At 72.7% G+C, this 20542-nt stretch carries 19 protein-coding genes; 10 read left to right on the top strand and 9 right to left on the bottom strand.

All coding sequences use genetic code 11. The annotated features are described in order from the left end of the window. The first annotated feature begins 9 nt into the window (after positions 1 to 9). Positions 10 to 771: a hypothetical protein gene (locus P3X83_RS35450; protein ID WP_277309725.1), complete on the top strand. Its 762-nt coding sequence runs from the start codon at positions 10 to 12 to the stop codon at positions 769 to 771. Here P3X83_RS35450 and P3X83_RS35445 read toward each other — a convergent pair. The 4 genes from P3X83_RS35445 to P3X83_RS35430 all read right to left on the bottom strand — a co-directional run bounded on the left by P3X83_RS35445 (position 763) and on the right by P3X83_RS35430 (position 5682). After that, complete coding sequence (locus P3X83_RS35445; RefSeq protein ID WP_277309724.1) at positions 763 to 2856, bottom strand: 3-hydroxyacyl-CoA dehydrogenase NAD-binding domain-containing protein; 2094 nt, start codon at positions 2854 to 2856, stop codon at positions 763 to 765. The two genes, P3X83_RS35450 and P3X83_RS35445, sit on opposite strands and share 9 nt — an antisense overlap. After that, positions 2853 to 4028 carry a thiolase family protein gene (locus P3X83_RS35440; protein WP_277309767.1) on the bottom strand — a complete coding sequence of 392 codons (1176 nt, stop codon included), beginning with the start codon at positions 4026 to 4028 and terminating at the stop codon, positions 2853 to 2855. Before P3X83_RS35440 ends, P3X83_RS35445 begins: the two co-directional genes overlap by 4 nt. 148 nt (positions 4029 to 4176) lie before the next feature. Further along, a complete protein-coding gene (locus tag P3X83_RS35435) occupies positions 4177 to 4611 on the bottom strand; it encodes a hypothetical protein (RefSeq protein ID WP_277309723.1) in 435 nt (144 codons plus the stop codon). A gap of 99 nt (positions 4612 to 4710) precedes the next feature. After that, positions 4711 to 5682, bottom strand: a complete 972-nt coding sequence (locus tag P3X83_RS35430) for a hypothetical protein (protein ID WP_277309722.1) — start codon at positions 5680 to 5682, stop codon at positions 4711 to 4713. Positions 5683 to 6005: 323 nt separating this feature from the next. Between P3X83_RS35430 and P3X83_RS35425 the strand changes: the two genes are divergently transcribed. The 3 genes from P3X83_RS35425 (at position 6006) to P3X83_RS35415 (ending at position 8470) form a co-directional block, all read left to right on the top strand. Next, positions 6006 to 6464 carry a helix-turn-helix domain-containing protein gene (locus tag P3X83_RS35425; RefSeq protein ID WP_277309721.1) on the top strand — a complete coding sequence of 153 codons (459 nt, stop codon included), beginning with the start codon at positions 6006 to 6008 and terminating at the stop codon, positions 6462 to 6464. A gap of 161 nt (positions 6465 to 6625) precedes the next feature. Next, entirely contained in the window at positions 6626 to 7189 is a 564-nt protein-coding gene (locus tag P3X83_RS35420; RefSeq protein ID WP_277309720.1) for a hypothetical protein, read from the top strand. Between the two features lie 6 nt (positions 7190 to 7195). Further along, positions 7196 to 8470, top strand: a complete 1275-nt coding sequence (locus P3X83_RS35415; RefSeq protein WP_277309719.1) for an MAB_1171c family putative transporter — start codon at positions 7196 to 7198, stop codon at positions 8468 to 8470. 45 nt (positions 8471 to 8515) lie between these two features. On the opposite strand, the gene P3X83_RS35410 is transcribed toward P3X83_RS35415, so the two are convergent. Continuing rightward, entirely contained in the window at positions 8516 to 9757 is a 1242-nt protein-coding gene (locus P3X83_RS35410; RefSeq protein ID WP_277309718.1) for a ribonuclease D, read from the bottom strand. Beyond that, entirely contained in the window at positions 9754 to 10350 is a 597-nt protein-coding gene (locus tag P3X83_RS35405) for a DUF3000 domain-containing protein (protein ID WP_277309717.1), read from the bottom strand. Before P3X83_RS35405 ends, P3X83_RS35410 begins: the two co-directional genes overlap by 4 nt. A gap of 686 nt (positions 10351 to 11036) precedes the next feature. On the opposite strand from P3X83_RS35405, the gene hemE reads away from it, so the two are divergent. After that, positions 11037 to 12068, top strand: a complete 1032-nt coding sequence (gene hemE, locus P3X83_RS35400; RefSeq protein WP_277309716.1) for a uroporphyrinogen decarboxylase — start codon at positions 11037 to 11039, stop codon at positions 12066 to 12068. Positions 12069 to 12087: 19 nt separating this feature from the next. Here the strand turns inward: hemE and P3X83_RS35395 are convergent, their stop codons facing one another. Beyond that, a complete protein-coding gene (locus P3X83_RS35395) occupies positions 12088 to 13056 on the bottom strand; it encodes a DUF4349 domain-containing protein (protein ID WP_277309715.1) in 969 nt (322 codons plus the stop codon). Between the two features lie 87 nt (positions 13057 to 13143). On the opposite strand from P3X83_RS35395, the gene hemG reads away from it, so the two are divergent. The 3 genes from hemG (at position 13144) to P3X83_RS35380 (ending at position 16123) form a co-directional block, all read left to right on the top strand. Next, positions 13144 to 14577, top strand: a complete 1434-nt coding sequence (gene hemG / locus P3X83_RS35390) for a protoporphyrinogen oxidase (protein ID WP_277309714.1) — start codon at positions 13144 to 13146, stop codon at positions 14575 to 14577. Between the two features lie 39 nt (positions 14578 to 14616). Next, complete coding sequence (gene hemQ, locus P3X83_RS35385) at positions 14617 to 15321, top strand: hydrogen peroxide-dependent heme synthase (RefSeq protein WP_277309713.1); 705 nt, start codon at positions 14617 to 14619, stop codon at positions 15319 to 15321. A gap of 154 nt (positions 15322 to 15475) precedes the next feature. After that, positions 15476 to 16123 carry a hypothetical protein gene (locus tag P3X83_RS35380; RefSeq protein ID WP_277309712.1) on the top strand — a complete coding sequence of 216 codons (648 nt, stop codon included), beginning with the start codon at positions 15476 to 15478 and terminating at the stop codon, positions 16121 to 16123. Between the two features lie 557 nt (positions 16124 to 16680). On the opposite strand, the gene msrB is transcribed toward P3X83_RS35380, so the two are convergent. Continuing rightward, the gene (msrB, locus tag P3X83_RS35375) at positions 16681 to 17094 is read right to left on the bottom strand and encodes a peptide-methionine (R)-S-oxide reductase MsrB (RefSeq protein WP_277309711.1); all 414 of its coding nucleotides are present in this window, start codon (positions 17092 to 17094) and stop codon (positions 16681 to 16683) included. A gap of 386 nt (positions 17095 to 17480) precedes the next feature. On the opposite strand from msrB, the gene ligD reads away from it, so the two are divergent. Next, positions 17481 to 18488 carry a non-homologous end-joining DNA ligase gene (gene ligD, locus P3X83_RS35370; RefSeq protein WP_277309710.1) on the top strand — a complete coding sequence of 336 codons (1008 nt, stop codon included), beginning with the start codon at positions 17481 to 17483 and terminating at the stop codon, positions 18486 to 18488. A gap of 28 nt (positions 18489 to 18516) precedes the next feature. Continuing rightward, positions 18517 to 19686, top strand: a complete 1170-nt coding sequence (locus P3X83_RS35365) for an MFS transporter (protein ID WP_277309709.1) — start codon at positions 18517 to 18519, stop codon at positions 19684 to 19686. Between the two features lie 7 nt (positions 19687 to 19693). Here the strand turns inward: P3X83_RS35365 and P3X83_RS35360 are convergent, their stop codons facing one another. Further along, positions 19694 to 20485: a class I SAM-dependent methyltransferase gene (locus P3X83_RS35360; protein WP_277309708.1), complete on the bottom strand. Its 792-nt coding sequence runs from the start codon at positions 20483 to 20485 to the stop codon at positions 19694 to 19696. Positions 20486 to 20542: the final 57 nt, after the last annotated feature.

The following is a 20542-nucleotide window of genomic DNA, read 5'->3' as shown; positions in this document are numbered from 1 at the left end:
AGGTGCCCAATGAGACGACTGATCGCGCGGATCGCGACGGCCATGACCATCCTCGCCGCCCCGGTGCTGCCCGGGGCGGCGCACGCCGCCGGAGGGTGGGCGGCGACCACGCTCGACCCCGTCCCCGCCCGGTTCACCGCCGGCACGACCTACACCCTCGGCTTCTGGCTGCTCCAGCACGGCTCCCATCCGTACTGGGGGGATGAGAAGTCGCTGGGCCGGGTCGCGCTGCGGTTCATCCCGCAGGGCGGCGGCCGGACGCTGACCTTCGACGGCGTCCGGCTGAGCGAGCCCGCGCACTACGCGGCGGCCGTCGCGCTGCCCGCGGGCGACTACCGGGTCGAGGGGCAGCAGGGCTGGTTCCAGGCGCACCCGATCGGCACGCTGAAGGTGCCCGGCGCCCTGTCGGTCGATCCGCCGTCCGTCGAGGCCCGCCGCGCGATCGCGGCCCTGAAGGTCGACTACTGGGAGGAGATCCGCCCGCCGGGCATCCCGGTGCGCGCGCGCAAGGCCAAGGCGGGCCCGGACGGCGACGTCATCGTGCCGGGCCCCGTCGCGGGACCCTCCGAGACGCCCGCCGGTACCCCGGCGGCCCTGGCCGCCGTGCCGGCCTCGACACCGGAGGCCGTCGCCAGCGTGGCGGTCGTCAACGATCCCGTGCCGTGGTGGCGCACCCCGTATCCGCTGCTCGCCGGGGTGCTCCTGGCGGGCGCGGCGGCGGCCCTGGTGCTTCGCTCCAGGGCCGGCCGCGCCACGACAGGGTCAGGATGACGGCATCGAGGCGACGCCCCGCGCCAGGAACCTCGGCCGGGCCACGCCCTCGCGGTCCAGGTAGGGCGTGATCCCGCCGAGGTGGAACGGCCACCCCGCGCCGAGGATCATGCACAGGTCGATGTCCCCGGCCTCGGCCACCACGCCCTCGTCGAGCATGATCCGGATCTCCTCGGCGAGGGCGCGGAGCACCCGGGTGCGCACCTGCGCGGCACTGGACGGCTCCGCGCCGCCCGAGAACAGCGCCACGGCCTCCGGGTCGAGCGAGAAGTCGGGCAGGTAGACCCCGGGCTTGCCCGCCGCGACCAGCGCCGCGAGGTTCGCCGACACCCCGAACCGCTCGGGGAAGGCGGCGTGCAGCGTCTCGGCCACGTGCAGGCCGACCGCCGGGCCGACGAGCTGCAGCAGCGCGAACGGCGTCATCGGCAGGCCCAGGTCGTTCAGGGCGTGCTCGGCGACCGGCAGCGGGGTGCCCTCGTCCACCGCCGCGACGACCTCGCCCATGAACCTGGTGAGCAGCCGGTTGACCACGAACGCCGGGGCGTCCTTGACCAGCACGCACGACTTCTTCAGCGCCGCGCCGAGCGCGAAGGCGGTCGCCAGCGCGGCGTCGCCGGTGCGCTCGCCCCGCACCACCTCGACCAGCGGCATCACCGCGACCGGGTTGAAGAAGTGGACGCCCACGACCCGCTCGGGGTGCCGCAGCGCGGAGGCCATCTCGGTCACCGACAGCGAGGAGGTGTTGGTGGCCAGCACGCACTCGGCGCTCACGACGGCCTCGACCTCGGCGAACACCTTCTGCTTGACCGCGAGGTCCTCGAAGACGGCCTCGATCACCAGGTCGGCGTCGGCGAAGGCGTCCTTGCTCAGCGAACCGGTGACCAGCGCCGTGAGCCGGTTGGCCTGGTCGGCGGACAGGCGTCCCTTGCCGTGCAGCCGGCCGATCTCCTCGTGGACGTAGGCGACGCCCTTGTCCAGGCGTCCGGCGTCCACGTCGGTGAGCACGACGGGCACCTCAAGCCGCCGCACGAACAGCAGCGCGAGCTGGGAGGCCATCAGGCCCGCGCCGACCACGCCGACCTTGGTGACCTTCTTGGCCAGGGACCGGTCGGGGGCGCCGGAGGGGCGCTTGGCCCGGTGCTGCACCAGGTCGAACGCGTACAGGCCGGAGCGCAACTGCTCGCTGGTCAGCAGGTCGGCCAGGGCCTCGTCCTCGGCGGCGAAGCCCTCGTCGCGGCTCGCCGTCCTGGCCAGTTCGATCAGGTCGAGGGCCCGGTAGGGGGCAGGGGCGGCGCCCCGCAGCTTCAGCTCGACCAGCTCGCGGGCCTTCCGGAGCACTGGGTCCCAGTCGGCGGCGGTGTGGTCGGGGCGGTTCACCCGCTCCTCGCCGCGCAGCACTCGCGCGGCCCAGCGCAGCGACCGCTCCAGGAAGTCGGCGGGCTCCAGCAGGACGTCGGCGACGCCCAGCTCGGCGGCGGCCGGTCCCTTGATCATGCGGTTCTGCGACAGCGGGTTCTCGATGATCAGCTTCACCGCGTTCTCCGGCCCGATCAGGCGGGGCAGGAGCTGGGTGCCGCCCCAGCCGGGCACCAGGCCGAGGAAGCACTCGGGCAGCGCGATGGCGGGGACACCCGAGGAGACCGTCCGGTAGTCGCAGTGCAGGGCGACCTCCAGGCCGCCGCCCATCGCCGCGCCGTTGACGAAAGCGAACGACGGCACGCCCAGCTCGCCCAGCCGCCGCATGACGTGGTGGCCGAGCCCGGCGATCGCCAGCGCCTCCTCGCGGGTGGCCAGCGCCGCCGCGCCCTTCAGGTCGGCGCCCACCGCGAAGATGAACGGCTTGCCGGTGATCCCGACCGCCGCGAGGTCGGTGCGCCCGGCGATCTCGTCGAGCGCGCCGTTCAGCGCCAGCAGGCCCTGCGGCCCGAAGACGTTGGGCTTGGTGTGGTCGAAGCCGTTGTCCAGGGTGATCAGCGCCATGGTGCCCGCCGCGTACGGCAGCGCCACGTCGCGCACCAGCGCCCGGGTGACGATCTCGTCGGTGGCCCGCCCCAGCAGCAGGGACCGCCAGGTGGACAGGCTCACTTGGCCTCCTCGTTCAGGTTCTCCCAGATGACGGTTCCGCCCATGCCCATTCCCACGCACATGGTGGTCATGCCGTAGCGGACGTCGGGGCGCTCGGCGAACTGCCGGGCGAGCTGGATCATCAGCCGCACCCCGGAGGCGGCCAGCGGATGCCCGTAGGCGATCGCGCCGCCGTAGGGGTTCACCCTCGGGTCGTCGCCGTCGATCCCGTAGTGGTCGAGGAACGCCAGCACCTGCACGGCGAACGCCTCGTTGATCTCGAACAGGCCGATGTCGCCGATGCCCAGACCGGCCAGGCGCAGCGCCCGCTCGGTGGAGGGGATCGGGCCGATGCCCATCACCTCGGGGTCCACTCCGGCGAAGGCGTAGGAGACGAGCCGCATCCGGGCCGGGAGCCCCAGCTCGGCGGCGACGTCGGACGCGGCCAGGACGCATCCGGTGGCCCCGTCGTTGATGCCGGAGGAGTTGCCGGCCGTCACCCGGCCGTGCGGGCGGAACGGCGTCTTCAGCGTGGCCAGGACCTCGGTGGTGGTGCCGGGCCGGGGGGCCTCGTCGGCGGTGGCCAGGCCCCAGCCCAGGTCGGCCGACCGGATCGCCATCTCCACCAGGTCGGGCTGGATCTTCTCGTCCGCGTACGCCTTGGCCGCCTTCTCCTGGGAGGCGGCGGCGTAGGCGTCGGCCCGCTCCCGGGTGATCGCCGGGTAGCGGTCGTGCAGGTTCTCCGCGGTCATGCCCATGACCAGGGCCGAGCCGTCCACCAGGCGCTCGGCCAGGAAGCGGGGGTTGGGATCGACGGCCTCGCCCATCGGGTGCCTGCCCATGTGCTCCACGCCGCCGGCCAGCGCCACGTCGTAGGCGCCGAAGGCGATGCCCCCGGCCACGCTGGTGACGGCGGTCATCGCGCCCGCGCACATCCGGTCCACGGCGAAGCCGGGCACGCTCTTGGGCAGCCCGGCCAGCACGGCCGCGGACCTGCCGATGGTCAGCCCCTGGTCGCCGATCTGCGTGGTGGCCGCGATGGCGACCTCGTCCACGCGCTCGGGCGGCAGCCCGGGATTGCGCTCCAGCAGCTCGCGCAGGACCCGGACGACCAGGTCGTCCGCGCGGGTCTCCGCGTACATGCCTTTCGGCCCCGACCTGCCGAACGGCGTGCGCACGCCGTCGACGAACACGACGTCACGAGTGGATGACACGGCCTCGCTCCTTGCGGTGGATGGCTTCCACCACCATGCTACTCGCGGGTAACAACAACTGGCACGCCACCACGCGGAGACCCTCGGACGGGCCCGTGCCCGTCCGAGGGCGGTCATCGATCTCCGGTCAGAACCGGGGCGTGTGCACCGTGCACCGGGGGTCGGGCGCGTTGTTCTTGTCGAAGATGAACTGGATCTGGCCGAACAGGGTGTGCGACTTCGGCCAGGTCTTGTTGATCGGCGCGCGGCCGGTGCCGTTCCTGGCGCTGCCGGTGGACCAGCTGTGCACCCTCTGGTCCGGCAGGTTGTTGCGGTGCTTGCGGACCTGGGCATTGACGTTGTTCGAGGTCCGGCCGCGCTGGCCGCGCAGGGTCCAGGAGTAGTGGCTGACCCGGTGGTTGCTGCCGGAGTTGGTGTAGTTGATGGCGCCGGTGGCGCTGTAGCCGTCGCTGACGCTGCAGCTACCGCGCACGGAGGCCGCGTTCGCGCTCGGCGCGGTGGCCAGCAGGGCGCCGGAGACGATCAGGGACAGGCCGGCTGCGCCGGTGATGAGCTTACGCATGAGATGTTCCCTTTCTATGGATGTTCGCTGGAATCGGGGATGCCTGCGATCGGCCGGTGGGCGCCTCCCTTCTCGTGACGGGCAGTCAGGCGGGCAGGGTCATCGGACGGCGGGCAGCCAGTCGAGCCGGCCGTCCGGGGCGAGGACCGCCAGCTCGCCGTCCTCGGTGAAGCGGGCGGCGGCCACCTGCCGCCGGGTCCACACGGTCCGCCCGGTGGTGTCGAGCACGGTGAGGAGGTCGCCGTCCGTGATCCCGGCGCGGGGCAGCGACGGATGGACGGTGACGCCCGCCTCGGTGCCGAACTCGCGCCGCCAGGCGGTGCGCCCGTCGGGGGCCAGGCCGCGCACGGTCGTGTGGTAACCCCCTCGGCCGTCGGTCGAGCGGGCGACGACGGCCGCCGCCCGCTCGCCGAGGACGCACTCGGCCTTCTCGGTGACGGCTGCGAGCACACAGGTCTCGGCGATCGGCGTCGCGCGGGAGGTCGTGCGCCGCCAGCCGTCGCCGTCGCGGGTGAAGCGGAGCAGCAGCCCGGCGGAGGGGTCGTCGGCCTGCCAGGGATAGGCGAAGCCGGTGCGCCCGTCGGCCGACTCCGTCCACTGGTAGTCCGCGTGGGCGGTGCGGTGCCGGTCGTCCCGGCCGGGCCGTACCACGCGGACCGTGGTGCGGCCTTCGCCGTCCGTCTCCTCCAGCACGGCGTCGCTCCGGGACCTGGCCGTCAGCACGCTCACGTGCCGTGCGCCGGACACGGCGAACGGACGCCTGCCTGACGCGCCGAGCCGGAACGGGGCCATCGGGGCGGCCTCGGCGGACGCGAGCTGGGAGACCGCGACCTCGGGGCACTCGGTCAGGCAACTGACCGACACCACCGACTCGGCCGACGTGCGGTCCAGCCAGACCCGGCGTCCGGACCGGTCGTGGCCGGACAGCGCGCCGGTGCCGGCGTCGTAGAGCACGGCGCCGGTGGACGACGCGCCCAGGAACCGCACGGCCGGCCGTGCCGGCATGACGGCCTCGCCGCCGGCGGGCGCGCAGGCGGCGAGGGCCGCGAGCGCGGTGAGCCCGCCGATCACGTGCAGCGCATTTCGCGGGAATCTCCGGGCGGTGTCGCTCGGCCTTTTCCCGAATTCGCGTGCCTTTTGTCGAGGCATTGCAAACTCGTCCCCTTTGAATAGGCGACTGGCATGGCCGGACCGCACGGCGGGTTTGCCTCCCGCCGGGCCCCGTCTCGGCGATTAATCTCAGTTGATTGCCGTGTCAGAACCATAAACTGAGAATTCGCGAGCCGTCAACTGGGGCGGACGGTGAGGTGTGCGACTCGTCTACGAGAGTTGATGGCTGTAGACTCCGCGCATGTCGTGCACGCCGCGTCCCGCCCGTCCGGAGGTGTGAGCCCTTGCCGGACACGCCGGAGCGGCGCAGTCTCGCCGCCAAGCTGGATCACCTGTTCCGCACCGTGCGGCCGAGCGGGGGAGGTGAGTACACCTTCGAAGAGGTCTCCGAGGCGCTGAAGGCCCGGGGCGGCCCGACGATCTCGGGCACCTACATCTGGCAGCTCCGCAAGGGCCTGCGGGACAACCCGACCATGCGGCACCTGGAGGCGCTGGCGAGCTTCTTCGGCGTCCCGCCCGCCTACTTCTTCGACGACACCGCCGCCGAGCGGATCGACGCCGAGCTCGCCCTCCTCACCGCGCTGCGCGACTCCTCCGTCCGGCAGATCGCGCTGCGCGCCTCCGGCCTGTCCGGCAAGAGCCTCGACGCCATCACCGAGATGCTCGAACGCGTGCGTGAACTCGAAGGACTCGGCGACGGCGGCAGGAACGGCCAGGACGGCGACGCCGATACCGGCGGCTGAACGCCCATCGGGAAATTCGGCTTTTCCGAATGGCGTTCGCGTCTGCGCATAAACTCAAGTCGACCGGCGACCGGGGGAACGTTCGCCGAGCAGGAAACGGGGGCGTGATGCCGCACGATCTTGCGAAATCCGTATGCCGGCTGAGTCGTGGGCTGCCATTCTTGTCCGCCGTCGGGCGCAGGCGCAGGCGGGGGGCGGTTTTCAAACGACTGCGGCGGCGGTGTGAGGACCGGCTGAGTGATCTCACGCTGCCCGTGCCGTTCCTGGTGCGGGGCCTGTGCGCCTCGGTGGCCGAGGAGCGCTCCCGGCCGATCCACCTGCTGCCGATGACCGGCAAGCCGGGGGTGCTGGGGCTGTGGGTGGCCACGGAGACGGCCGACCTGATCTTCTACGAGGAGGCGACCACCCCGCCGCACCAGGACCACATCATCCTGCACGAGCTGAGCCATCTGCTGTGCGACCACTACCGGGAGCCGCTGCCCGCCGTCGAGCAGGCGCTGGCCCTGCTGCCCAACCTCGACCCGGCGATGGTGCTACGGATGCTGGGCCGTACCGCCCACACCGCGTACACGGCCGTGGAGGAGCAGGAGGCGGAGCTGCTCGCCTCGCTGATCCAGCAGCGGGCCCGCCGCGCGCCGCGCGCCGCCCGTCTCGGGGCGTCCGCCCGCCGCCTGATCGCCGCCCTGGACTGGTCGGTGCCGGATCCTCCGGCCCGGGTCCGCTGATCGGCGGTGGGTGAGTCCGTCCGCCTGTACGGCCCGGCGGTGCTGGCCTGGGCGCTGCTGCTCTGGGCGCCGCACGGCCGCCGCCGTCAGTCCGAGCCCAGCCGCCGGGTGGTCCGGCTCATTCTCGCCGGACTCGCCGCCTCCGCCACGCTGGGCACCCCGGCGGTCTACTCCCTGGTCGCCGAGCTCAGCGGTGTGCCCAACCTGGCCAGGCTCCTCGGCCACGCCGGGATGCTCCTGGTCGCCTGGGGGGCCTACGCCTTCTTCCGCCTGATGAGCGACCCCGCCCCGGTGGCGGGGACGCTCGGCGTCCGATACGCCGGTGGCCTGTTCGCCGCGCTCGCGGTGATGGCCGCGCTGTTCGCGGCGGCCCCCACCCCTGTGGACGACGTGCGGTTCGCCGCCCGCTACGCGGCGGCCCCGTGGGTGCTCGAATACTGGCTGGCGTTGCTGGTCGCGGTCGTGCCCGCGTTTTGGGGGGTCATCCTGCGCGGCTGGCGCTGCTCGGTGCTGGCCGCGTCCGCGACGCTGCGCCTCGGGCTGCGGCTGGTGATCGTCGGCGCCCTGTGCGCGAAGCTCTACGTGCTGCACAAGGCGGTGTTCTTCGGCGCCGCGAGGTTCGGGCTGGACTACCCTCCGGAGCCTCGTGCCGCACTGGACGCGCTGCTGCCGCTGTTCGCCCACGTTCTGGTCCTGCTGGGCGCGACGCTGCCGGGGTGGGGGCCGCGACTGCGGGTGCCGCAGGCGCTGGAGTGGCTGGACCGCTACCGCGCCTACCGGGAGCTGCGCCCGCTGTGGCTCGCCCTCTACCGGGCCGTTCCGGAGATCGCCCTGGTGCCGCCGGTCTCGGCGGCGGCCGACCTGTCCCCGGCCGATCTGCGGCTGCGGCTGTACCGCAGGGTGATCGAGATCAGGGACGCGCGGCTGGCGCTGTCGCCGTACTTCGACGCGGGCGTCGGGGCGGCGGCGCGACGGCTGACCGGGTCGATGGCACCACTTGAAGACGGCACGATGGCCCGGGAGGAGGCACTGGCCGAGGCGGGGATGCTCGCCGTGGCGATGACGCGGGACCGGTCGCAAGACGCGCACGGCACGGCCTCGGGGCCGGATCCGCTGGCGGAGCGGGCTCCGGGCGGGGGTGACCTGGAAAGCGATATCGCGTTTCTGGGCGAGGTGGCGTGGGCGTATCGCCGGTATCGGCGGACATTCGCGCGGTGGGGATTGAGCGGCGCTCCCACGGTGGGAGTGGGGGAGCGTACATCCCATCAGCGATCGGCTTAGTGCCGCGAATGCAATTTAAATCAGCATATTTCCGCTGAAAACCGGTCAGACTTCTCCTTTGTTTTCCAGGCGGGCTAAGGCTTTGGCGATGGGATGCGCGGTGAGGCCGATCTGCCAGGAACGCGCGCCGAGCCCGCGCAGCCGCTCGGCCACCGAATCGTCGTCGATCTCCTCGGGGGGTTCCCACGTCAGCCGTCGTACCGAATCGGGCTGAAGGAGGTTCTCGGTGGGCATGCGGTGCTCGTCGGCCAGGGCCGCGACGACCGTGCGGGCCGCGGCGAGCCGCTTGGCGGCTGCCGGGTCGCGGTCGGCCCAGCGGTTGGCCGGGGGCGGCCCGTCGCCGGGGGTGCTCGGCTGCGGGAGCTGGGTCTCGGCCAGCCCCCTGGCCCTGCCGATGGCGGCGAGCCAGTCGCGCAGGTGGCGGCGGGCGCTGCGGCCCGTGAAGGGGGCGATCTCGGTGAGCCCCTTGGTGGTGCGGGGGATCTCCAGGGCGGCCGCGACGATCGCCGAGTCGGGCAGCACGCGCCCGGGGGCGAGGTCGGCCTCCCTGGCCAGCCGGTCGCGGAGGTTCCACAGCTCGCGCACCACCGCCAGGCCGCGCAGCGACCTGACCTTGTGGATGCCCGAGGTGCGCCGCCAGGGGTCGGCCCGGGGGGCGGGCAGCGGAGTGGCCAGCACGGCGGCGAACTCCTCCTGTGCCCACGCCAGCTTCCCGCTCTCCGCCAGCTCGGCCCGCAGCGCGTCGCGCAGCTCGACCAGCACCTCGACGTCGAGCGCCGCGTAGCGCAGCCAGTCTTCCGGCAGGGGACGGGTGGACCAGTCGGCCGCCGAGTGGCCCTTCTCCAGCCGCAGCCCGAGCACCGTCTCGACCATGGTGCCCAGGCCGACGCGCTCGTAGCCCAGCAGCCGGCCGGCCAGCTCGGTGTCGAACAGGCTGCGCGGGCGCAGCCCCAGCTCGGCCAGGCAGGGGAGGTCCTGCGAGGCGGCGTGCAGCACGATCTCGGCGTCGGCGAGCGCGGCGTCCAGCGTGGACAGGTCGGGGCAGCCGGTCGGGTCGATCAGCGCGCTGCCCGCGCCCGCGCGGCGGAGCTGGACCAGATACGCCTTGCCGCTGTAGCGGTAGCCGGAGGCGCGCTCGGCGTCGACCGCGACGGGACCGTGGCCGCGCGCGAACGCCGCCACGGCTTCCGCCAGCTCGCGAGGGCCGGCGATGACGTCTGGGATGCCCTCGCGCGGTTCCAGCAGCGGTATGGCCTCCGGTGCCGGAATGGTTTTCTCGTCGGTCACTTCCTGAAGGACTCCGGATCTTCGCGGCGGTGTGGCGACAGGGCCGCCACACCGGGTGGTAGCGGAGGCATACCCGCCGCGAGGCACATCAGATCGCACCAGGCGGCGACATGGCCGGAGAGGTCGTCGTCCCTGGGGGACCAGGAGGCGCGCAACTCCAGCTCGGTGGTCACGGGATCGGCCGCCTTGTTGCCGAAGCCCTCGGACACCGCCCGGGTCACCGTGCCGCCCGCCGCCGCGTAACCGGCCTGGTGAGCCTCCAGGGCGTCGGTCAGCCAGCTCCAGGCCACGGGGCCGAGCAGCGGGTCGGAGGTGATCTCCGGCTCCATGTCGGCCCTGACGTAGGCCACGAGGCGGAACGGGCCGTCCCAGCCGCGCTGCTCGTCGGGGTCGTAGAGCAGGATCAGCCTGCCGATCGCCAGCTCGTCGCCATCACGGTAGACCGAGGCGCCGATCGCGGCCGAATAGGGCGCGAGCCGCTGCGGCGCGGGGATGTCCTCCAGCTCGATCTCCGGCCTGACCTCTGTTTCGCGCATGCTGTCCACCGCGCGCCGGAAGGCCGCGGGGGCGGGAGCCGCGTCACCGATGGTCATAGTCGAAGAGTAGGTCGAAGGTGGGCGCATGGGGACCACGGGGGTAGGTGTAGGTGCCATGTGAATCGATCAAGCCGCGACCGGCACTCGTCGGGGGGCCGCGGCGATCCGCCGTGGCGGCGGGACGGACGGGCCGGGATCGGCGATGAGCACGGCGTGGCCGCACTCGGTGCACGCCCACCCGGGACACTCGCCCGGATCATGCCCGTCGAGGCATGGCGGCCGTTCGAAGACCCGGTCGTCGGCACATGAGGCACAGCGCTCAGTGCGGCGCTCGGGGGAACTCCACATCGCGGTCATCTCACGGGCCTTTCGTCGCGTCGTGCTCCGAACGTTGGCACGCCCGACCGACAATTCCGCGCAACGCACTCGGCGTGTCCCGAAAGTGGTACCCGAATCGATGCCGCGCGGTGACTTGGCGAACATTTGAACCAGTCGATAGCTCGTCACGGCACACCCATAACGCGCACTGTACTCTTCATGCGGCGTTCAAGCGGCATTCAAGGCCCGCGCCACGCGGCCGACCACCTCTCGCGCCGCGCCGCCGAACCGGATGAAGGCCCTAAACCCATGGTCGGGCCACTGATTATCACTTGGACTCGGCCATGCCCACTTTTCCGACATCCCGCCCCCGCCGGGTGGCGTCCGTTGCGCGGACCGCGACTCGTCCGTGGGACCCTTTGAAGGTGAATCCAGCCGAGTCCCCGTTCGTCCGTGCCTGCAAGCGGCTGCCGGTGCCCCACACCCCGGTGTGGTACATGCGCCAGGCGGGCCGCTCGCTGCCCGAGTACCGCGCGGTGCGCGAGGGCGTCCCGATGCTGACGGCCTGCGCGACGCCCGACCTCATCGTCGAGGTCACCATGCAGCCGGTGCGGCGCTACGGGGTCGACGCGGCCATCTTCTTCAGCGACATCGTGGTCCCGCTCAAGGCGATCGGCGTCGATCTCGACATCAAGCCGGGCGTCGGCCCGGTGGTGGCCGAGCCGATCAGGTCGGCCGAGGCGCTCGGCGCGCTGCGTCCCATCGAGCCCGGCGACGTCCCCTACGTCACCGAGGCCGTGCGGATCCTGGTCAAGGAACTGGGGCCGGTGCCGCTGATCGGGTTCGCCGGGGCGCCGTTCACGCTCGCGTCCTACCTCATCGAGGGCGGGCCGTCCAAGAACCACGACCACACCAAGGCCATGATGTACGGCAGGCCCGACCTGTGGCACGACCTCATGGACCGCCTCACCGAGATCACCATCGAGTACCTGCGGATCCAGGCCGAGGCCGGGGCGTCGGCGCTGCAGCTCTTCGACTCCTGGGTGGGCGCGGTGGCCCCCGACGACTATCGCGCCTTCGTGCTCCCGTACACCGGCCGGATCTTCGCCGCCCTGGCGGAGCTCGACGTGCCGCGCATCCACTTCGGCGTCGGCACCGGCGAACTGCTCGGCCTGCTCGGCGAGGCGGGCGCCGACGTCGTCGGCGTCGACTGGCGGGTGCCGCTCGACCGCGCCGCCGAGCGGGTCGGCCCCGGCCGGGCGCTGCAGGGCAACCTCGACCCCGCCCTGCTGCTGGCCCCCTGGGAGGTCGTCGAGCCGCGCGCCCGCGAGGTGCTGGAGCGGGGCCGCGCGGCCGAGGGCCACGTGTTCAACCTCGGCCACGGCGTGCTTCCGTCCACCGATCCCGACCAGCTCGCGCGGCTGACCGACCTGGTGCACGCCGAGTCGGCACGCTGACGCCCCGCCTCCCGGCGGCTCAGTCCTCGGCGGCGCCCACCTCGGCCGGGACGGCGGGCGCCTCCTCACGGATCCGCCCCTGGCGGGCCCGGCGGCGGCGTCCGCGCAGGTAGAACAGACCGGCCACCACGGGCACGATCAGGATCATCCACGGCAGCAGCACCCCGAGGACGGTCACCGCCACCTTGGTGAAGTCCACCAGTGACTCCCAGCCCGCGCGCAGGCCGCCGAAGAACCCCGCCGACTCGTCCTCCTGCACGGTGGGCGGCGCCGCGGGGCCGATCAGGTTGAGCGTCACCGTGGCCATGCCGGTCCGCGCGGCCAGCGACTTCTGCCGGGCCTGGAGCGACTCCAGGCCCGCCTCGCGGCTGCTGATCTCGCGTTCGACCTGGAGCACCTCGCCGATGGTGTCCGCCCGCTTGAGCAGGGTGCGCAGCGAGTCCAGCGCGGACTGCGCGGACTTCAGCCGGCTCTCGACGTCGGCGACCTTCTGCGTGACGTCCTGGGTGCCCTGGCGGATCGACTCGCGGGTGCCCAGCTCCTTCTGCAGCCGGTTCAGCACGGCGGGATAGGCCGGGGGAGGGATCTTGAACTCAAGTCTCGCCGAGGCGTCGCCGGGACGGAAGGAGTCGCTCTCCTCCCGCGCCAGGTGGCCCTGGGCGGCGGTGACGATCTGCTTGGCCTTGTCCGCGGCCGTCGCGACCTCTTTGACCCGGACCGTCAGCTCGGACACATAGATGACCGCGCGTTCCTGCGGGGTGATGTCGGTCGGCTCGCCGGTCTTGCCCTCATCCGTGTCCGCCTGTGCCTTTGCCTTTGATTCGGGCGCGGGTTCCCTGGCGGCGTTCCCGCCTCCCGCGTCGTCGCGCGCCGCGCCCTGGGAGCCGAGCGCGGGAGCCGAGGACTCGCCGCCGCCGCAGGCCGTACCGAGCAGCAGGCAGGCTAGGATCGGCGCCGCGAGCCGCAGGCTGTGCGTGAATTCGCTCATGACCTCATTGACGGGCGGAGCGGTGACGCGGTTGAACCGGTGGCGTCACGATGACGTCACGTTCCGGGGGTTGTAGCGTCGGATCCCATGAGCGGCAACGGACGGCATGTGGTGGTGGTCGGGGGCGGGATCTCGGGTCTCGCCGCGGCCTATTTCCTGCGACGGCAGGCGGGCGACGCGATCCGCGTGACCGTACTGGAGGGCGCCCCGAGGATCGGCGGCAAGCTGCACGCGAGCGAGGTGGCCGGCGTCACGGTGGACGCGGGCGCCGAGGCCATGCTGGCCAGGCGGCCCGAGGGCAAGGAGCTGGCCAGGCTGACCGGCCTCGGCGACGACCTGGTCTACCCCGGCACCACCAAGGCCTCCGTGCTGAGCAGGGGAGCGCTGCGGCCGTTCCCCTCCGGCCAGGTGATGGGCGTGCCCTCCGACATGATCGCGCTCGGCAGGTCGGGCGTGGTGAGCCCCGGCGGGATCGCCCGCGCGCTGCTCGACCAGGTGCTGCCGCCGACCCTCGTGACCACCGACGTGTCGGTCGCCGCCTACGTCCGGGCGCGGATGGGCGGCGAGATAGTGGACCGGCTGATCGAGCCGATGCTCGGCGGCGTCTACGCCGGGCGGGCGGAGGCGCTGTCCCTCGACGCGACCATGCCGAGGATCGCCTCCGCGGCGCGTTCCGAGCGGTCGCTGGCGAACGCCGCGCGGGCCATCGCCGGTGAGGCCCCCAAGGACGGCGAACCGGTCTTCACCACGCTGCGCGGCGGAATGGGCGGCCTGCCCCGTGCCGTCGCCGCCGCGTCGGGGGCCGACGTACGCACCGGCGTGCCGGTCCGCGAGCTGCGCCGTACGCCCTCGGGGTGGAGCCTGGTCACCGGCCCCGTGCCCGCCCCGCAGACGCTGGAGGCGGACGCGGTGATCCTCGCGGTGCCCGCCGGGCCCGCCGGACGGCTGCTGGCCGAGGAGGCGCCGGCGGCGGCGGCCGAGCTGGCCGCGATCGAGTACGCGAGCATGGCCATCGTGACCCTCGCCTACCCCAGGGCCGCGTTCCCCGAGCCGCCGACGGGCAGCGGCTACCTGGTGCCGCCGGTGGAGGGCCGCCCGGTGAAGGCCGCCACGTTCAGCTCGGTCAAGTGGCCGCACCTGGCCGCCGCCGACCCGAACAGCATCATCCTGCGCTGCTCCGTCGGCCGGATCGGCGAGGAGCTGATCCTGCAGCGCGAGGACGACGAGCTGGTCGCCCTGGGCATGGCGGAGATGTCGGAGCTGATGGGGGTGCGCGGGCTGCCGCTGGACACCCGCGTCACCCGCTGGGGCGGCTCGCTGCCGCAGTACGAGGTGGGGCACCTGAACCGGGTGGCCAGGATCCGCGCGGCGGTGGCGGCGTCCCCCGGCCTCGCCGTGTGCGGGTCCGCCTACGACGGCGTCGGCGTTCCCGCCTGCGTGGCCACCGCCCGCACCGCCGCCGCCCGGGTGCTGGACCACCTCGACCCCGCGAGAGAATGGCAGTCGGCCGGTTCCGTATGAGGCGGTTCGCGGCGCAGGTCTTTCGGAGGGTGTGCTGACATGGCGAGCGAGGGGGCGGCGCGGCCCAAGGCGCGCGACCTGAACCAGGTGATCCGCTACACGATGTGGTCGGTCTTCCGGCTGCGCGACTCCTGCGAGGGCGAGCGCGACGCGCTGGCCGCCGAGGTCTCCGACCTGCTGGCGCAGGCGGCGGGCAAGGACGTGGTGACCAGGGGCTGTTACGACGTGGCCGGGTTCCGCGCCGACGCCGACTTCATGTTCTGGTGGCACGCGCCGACCGCCGAAGACCTGCAGGAGATCTACTCGCGCTTCCGGCGCACCGCGCTCGGCCGCCGCAGCGAGCCGGTGTGGTCGGCGATGGCGCTGCACCGGCCCGCCGAGTTCAACAAGTCGCACATCCCGGCCTTCCTGGCCGAGGAGGAGCCGCGTGCCTACGTGAGCGTGTACCCGTTCGTGCGCTCGCTGGAGTGGTACCTCCTCGACGACGCCGAGCGCCGGGCCATGCTCGCCGAGCATGGCCTGATGGCCCGCGACTACCCCGACGTGCGGGCCAACACGGTCTCCTGCTTCGCGCTCAACGACTTCGAGTGGATGCTCGCCTTCGAGGCCGACGAGCTGCACCGCATCGTCGACCTGATGCGTCATCTGCGCGGCGCGAAGGCGCGCAGGCACACCCGGATCGAGATCCCCTTCTACACCGGCGTGCGCAAGCCGGTCGCCGAGCTGGTGGCCGCCCTGCCCTAACGGGCATAGAGGGCACGGAGGGCACGGAGGGCACGGAAGGCACGGAAGGCACGGTCGCTTCGGCGAAGGGCGGGCCGAACCGCCGGGGATTTGTCATACTCAATCAAGAATCCCGGCGTAGTGAGGCAAAAGGGTGATAGCTGGCGGTAGTGGGGTGTCACGGTCCAGAAACCGTCATGGAGGCGGACGCCGCAGGGAACACCGCGCGCGGCGCCGCAGCGGGCTCGGCTGGGTGGCGGCGGCCTGCGCGGCCGCCCTCGCCGGCCTCGGGTCGGTCGCCCTGGCGCACACGCTGACCGGGGGCGGACGGCCCGCCGTCGTGGCGGCTCCGCCGTCCGCCTCGCCCGTGACGACCGCCCCCGCCGAGGGCGCCGCGCCGCCGGAGCCGGGCGACGAGGGCGCCCGCGCCGAGGTCGAGGCCGCCGACGCGGGCGCGAAGCAGACCAAGAAGAAGCGCGACGCCGACGAGCAGGCGTCCGGGCCCTCCAAGCACACCGACGCCCAGGCGGCCGACTACCTGAAGCGCGACGACGACACCCCAGCCAAACGGGTCAAGGACGTCCGCTCGGTCGGTGGCTATCTGCGGATCTACACCGACCTTCCGGACACAGCGGACAACTCGCGCGACGCGATCGAGCTGTGCCAGCGCGGGCTGCGCTACCTCATCGAGGAACGAGGCGTGGCCGACCCGGTGGTGTTCGTCCAGGCGGAGTTCGGCGAGAACGGCAACCCGGTGCTCGCCAACATCATCGGCCCCGACGACGCCAACTGCCGCGTCAGCCACCCCGAGCCACAGGACTGAAGCCTCACCTGACGCGGACCCTCGTCTTGCCGCACAGCCTGCACCGCTGGGTGACCACGCGGCCGATGACCTCGATGACCTCCCATCGGTGCCGGACATGCACCCGTGGCCACAAGGCCGGTGCCACCGATCGCAAGCACGCCCCCAGCCCCCGGAGCGTGACCATATCGCCGCCGTTGACCGCTACCTCCGATCAGCCGGGCGCCTGGCCCGGCGGCACGTCACCGGTATCGGCGCCCGGCCCGGCCGCCGGAAAGACCCCGGCGGCGGCGGTGGGTGGGCGGCGAGCATCGGACGCTAGTTCCGTGGGGCCTTGACGATGCGCGGGAACGCGGATTCGAACGGTTCACCGAGCACCCCGGCGCCCGCGCGGCCATGGGGCCGCCGCGCGCCGCGGGCGATCGTTTCGTCGAGACGACGGCAGAGTGATACCACTTCCCCCGGTCTGCCGCCCTGTGCGTCCCCTGGCATGAGAGGCCCCCACGTATCGCCGGCTGCACCTCAAGCTTCCAGTCGCCGAGACCGGGCGCGCAAGACCTAAGCGTGACCGGATATGGCTACCTCGCGGGTTGTTCCGAAGGCTCCAGCCGAAGCGCGACGGAGTTGATGCAGTAGCGGTCGTCCGTCGGGGTCGGATAGCCCTCCCCGTGGAAGACGTGGCCCAGGTGGGAGTCGCAGCGGGCGCAGCGCACCTCCGTGCGGACCATGCCCAGCGACCGGTCCTCGATCAGGACGACGGCGTCCGACTCGGACGGCTCGTAGAACGACGGCCAGCCGCAGTGCGACTCGAACTTGGTACCCGAGCGGAACAGTTCCTGCCCGCACGCGCGGCAGGAGTAGACGCCGACCGTCTTGGTGTCGACGTACTCCCCGGTGAACGGCCGCTCGGTGCCGGCCTCGCGGAGCACACGGAATTCGTCGGGCGAGAGCTCGACTCGCCACTCGGCATCGCTCTTGACCACTTTGTCCATGAGTCCAGCCTACGAGCGGGCCTCGCGCGGCGCTCCTCGGATCTGCCCGATGGGCGAAGCATCCTTTCGGGGTGGATTTGGCGTCTTTGTAGATGTGGGGGGTGTATCGCCTTCCATCGAAAGATGGGGAGACCGCTCGTGCGGCCTGCCAGGACGGCGCCGGCCCTCGCCCGTGCTGGGCGCCCGCCGGCAGGCCGGGCAGATCGCCGCCGACCGGGTGACGCGCCAGCGCCCGGCGGATGAAACGGCACTGCGGGTGGTTGTCGTGGTCCGTCCCGTCGTAGCGCCCGGTCCCGCCACTGGGCGGCTCCGGGACGGACCCGCCCTTTCGCTCACCCCGGCCCGTCGCGACCTGGGGGGTTCAATCTGGATGTACGGTCGGGAGCATGGCTTCGCCGTACATTGAGCTCGAAGTCGGGGAACGCACCGTCAAGGTCACGAACCCTGACAAGGTGTATTTCCCGCAGGTCGGTGCGACCAAGCGGGAGCTGGTCGAGTACTACGTCAGCGTCGGCGAGGGCGCGCTGCGCGCGCTTCGCGACCGGCCCACCTACATCAAGCGCCACCCCGACGGCGTGCAGAACGACGCCATCTACCAGAAGCGGCTGCCCGCCAAGCGCCCCGAGTGGGTGCGCGGCGTGACCGTCCGCTTCCCCAGCGGGCGCACTGCCGAGGCGCTGCTCGTGACCGAGGTGGCCGACCTGGCCTACTGCGCCAACCTGGGCACCATCGACTTCCACCCCTGGCAGGCCCGCGCCGCCGACCTCGCGCATCCCGACGAGCTGCGCATCGACATCGACCCCCAGCCGGGCACCGGGTTCGAGCAGGCCAGGGAGGTCGCCCTGGTGGTCCGCGACGTGCTCGGCGAGCTGGGCATCACCGGCTTCCCGAAGACCTCCGGCAGCCGGGGCGTGCACATCAACGTGCGGATCGAGCCGCGCTGGGACTTCGTCCAGGTGCGCCACGCCGCCATCGCCCTGGCCCGCGAGGTCGAGCGCCGCGCGCCCGACCTCGCCACCACCGCCTGGTGGAAGGAGGAGCGCGGCGAGCGCGTCTTCATCGACTTCAACCAGAACGCCCTGGACCGCACCGTCGTCGCCGCCTACTCGGTGCGCGCGAAGCCGCACGCGCCGGTGTCCACCCCGGTCACTTGGGAGGAACTGCCCGGCGTCGATCCCGCCGAGTTCGACATCCGCACGGTTCCCGTGCGCTTCGCCAAGCTCGGAGACGTCCACGCGGCCATCGACGATCAGGCGTACTCACTGGAGACGCTGATCGAGTGGTACGAACAGGACGATCGCGGTGACATGCCGTATCCGCCCAACTACCCTAAGATGCCCGGCGAACCAAAGCGGGTGCAGCCGAGCAAGGCCAGGCCGTCCACCGGCGACTGAGCGCCGCGCGGGCCCTTAGCCTCGCGGCATGACTGATCATCCCCCCTCCGCACGGGAGCTGTTACGTTCGCCCGGCGTTCCCGCGCAGGCGGTGTACGGTCTGGTGGCCCAGCTCACCCAGCAGGTCGCGGCCATCGGCACGGTGCTCGTCGTCAAGGAGGCCACCGGCTCACTGACACTCGGCGGCGTGGTGGCGGCGGCGATCTCCCTGGGAGCCGGGCTGGCCAGGCCGGTGCAGGGCCGGATCATCGACCGGCGGGGCGTGCGGGGCGTGCTGGTGGCCACCGCGATCCTGCACGTGGGAGCGCTGGCCGGGATCGTGCTGGCGGCGGGCGCGGGCGGACCCGCCTGGGCGCTGGTCGCCCTCGCGTTCGCCGCCGGAGTGGGACTGCCGCCGGTGTCGGTGAGCATGCGGGTGGACTGGAGCGCGCGCACCGCGCCGGACAGCCGGACCACCGTCTACAGCCTGGTGTTCCTGGTGCAGGAGCTGGCCATCCTGACCGGGCCGCTGATGTTCGGGGCGCTGGTCGCGGTGGCCTCGGCGTCCCTGGCGCTCGGCTGTGTCGCGGCCCTGGCGGGGGCGGGCACGCTGGCCCTCGCGCGGGCGCTGCACGCCGCCCGGCCGCGGGGCGGCGGCGGTGCGCGCGGCCGGGTCCTGGGCAGGCCCGGCATGCTCGTCCTGCTCGGCGTGGACCTGATGCTCGGCGGGGCGATCGGCGCCCTGGAGGTGGGCCTGCCCGCGCTGGCGTCCGCGCACGGTGCCCCCGCCGTGGCGGGGGTGCTGGTCGCGACGCTGTCGGCGGGCGGGATCGTGGGCGCCGCCGTGTACGGCATGCGGCGCTGGTCGGCCCGCCCCGCCGTGCGGCTCGTGTGGCTGATGGGGTGGCTGGGCACGGCGATGGCGCCGTTGGTCGTACAGGTTCCGCTGGTGGCGGCGGGCGCCGTGCTGCTGGTCGCGGGGATCACCCTCACCCCGGCCCTGACCACCACTTCGCTGATCGTGGACGAACTGGTCCCGGATTCGCGGGCCGAGGCGTTCGGCTGGTTGTCCACGGCGATCGGCGCCGGTGGTGCGGGAGGGGCGGCGGTGGCCGGGGTGGTGGGGGAGGAGTCGGGTCCTTCCGCGGCCTTCGCGGTGGCCGTGGCATGCGCGTTGGCCGGGGCGGCTCTGGCCCTGTTGCTGCGCCGTCGCGTCTAGCCGGCCGCTAGCCGGCGGTTCCGGGGGCGACCGCCGCCAGGAGGCGATTGTCGCCGCGCTGCCATAGCGTGCCGATCTCGGCGAATCCGGCCTCGCGCAGCGTGCGCAGGTGGATGGACAGCAGCAGCGACTCCGAGTGGTCCGCGCCGGTGCTCTGGAACACCCGCGCGCGCTCGGCCAGCGGCCCGGCGAGGGCCGGTTCGGACGCCGTCGCGGCCCACCACTGCTCCCAGTCCTCGGGCGGGCCGTCGTTGAATTTGCGCCGCTTCTCGGTGTCGTGCAGCGCTCGCTCCAGGCGGCTGAGCACGGGGTTCTCGTCCTCCACCTGCATGTGGTCGCCGTTGAGCAGGATCCCGCCGGGACGCAGCAGGGAGAGCACCTCGGTGTAGACGGACCGCAGGTTCTCCTCGGACAGCCAGTGCAGGGCGGTGGTGCTGACCGCCACGTCGGCCGGGCGGCTGAGTTCCAGGGAGCCGCTCCAGCCCGGTACGCGCAGATCGACGTCGGTGAAGCGCAGGCCCTTGACGTGCGAGTATCCGGACCGGCCGAGGGAGAGCAGCAGCGGATCGACGTCGAGCGCGATCACGGTGGCCCTGGGCAGGCGGGAGAGCAGCCGGACGGCCAGCGAGCCGGGGCCGCACCCCAGGTCGAGCACGAGCGGGTCGGGACGCCCGGCCGCGGCCTCGACGGCGTCCACGAGGGCGGTGAAGCGCTCCTCCCGGTCCGGGAGGTAGCCCTCCTGCTGCAGGTCCCAGCGGGCGATCCAGTCGTGTGCGGTCTGCGGGGTGAGTGACGGCACGGGCGTCTCCTTGTCACTGTCGTCTATGCTTTCGACAGTGATGAAGCTATCTCAGGG

Origin of the sequence: Spongiactinospora sp. TRM90649 (genome assembly GCF_029382225.1) — a bacterium.
GTDB lineage: Bacteria > Actinomycetota > Actinomycetes > Streptosporangiales > Streptosporangiaceae > Spongiactinospora.
Note: the sequence above shows the minus strand (reverse complement) of the source record. Positions and strands in the feature narration are given on the sequence as shown.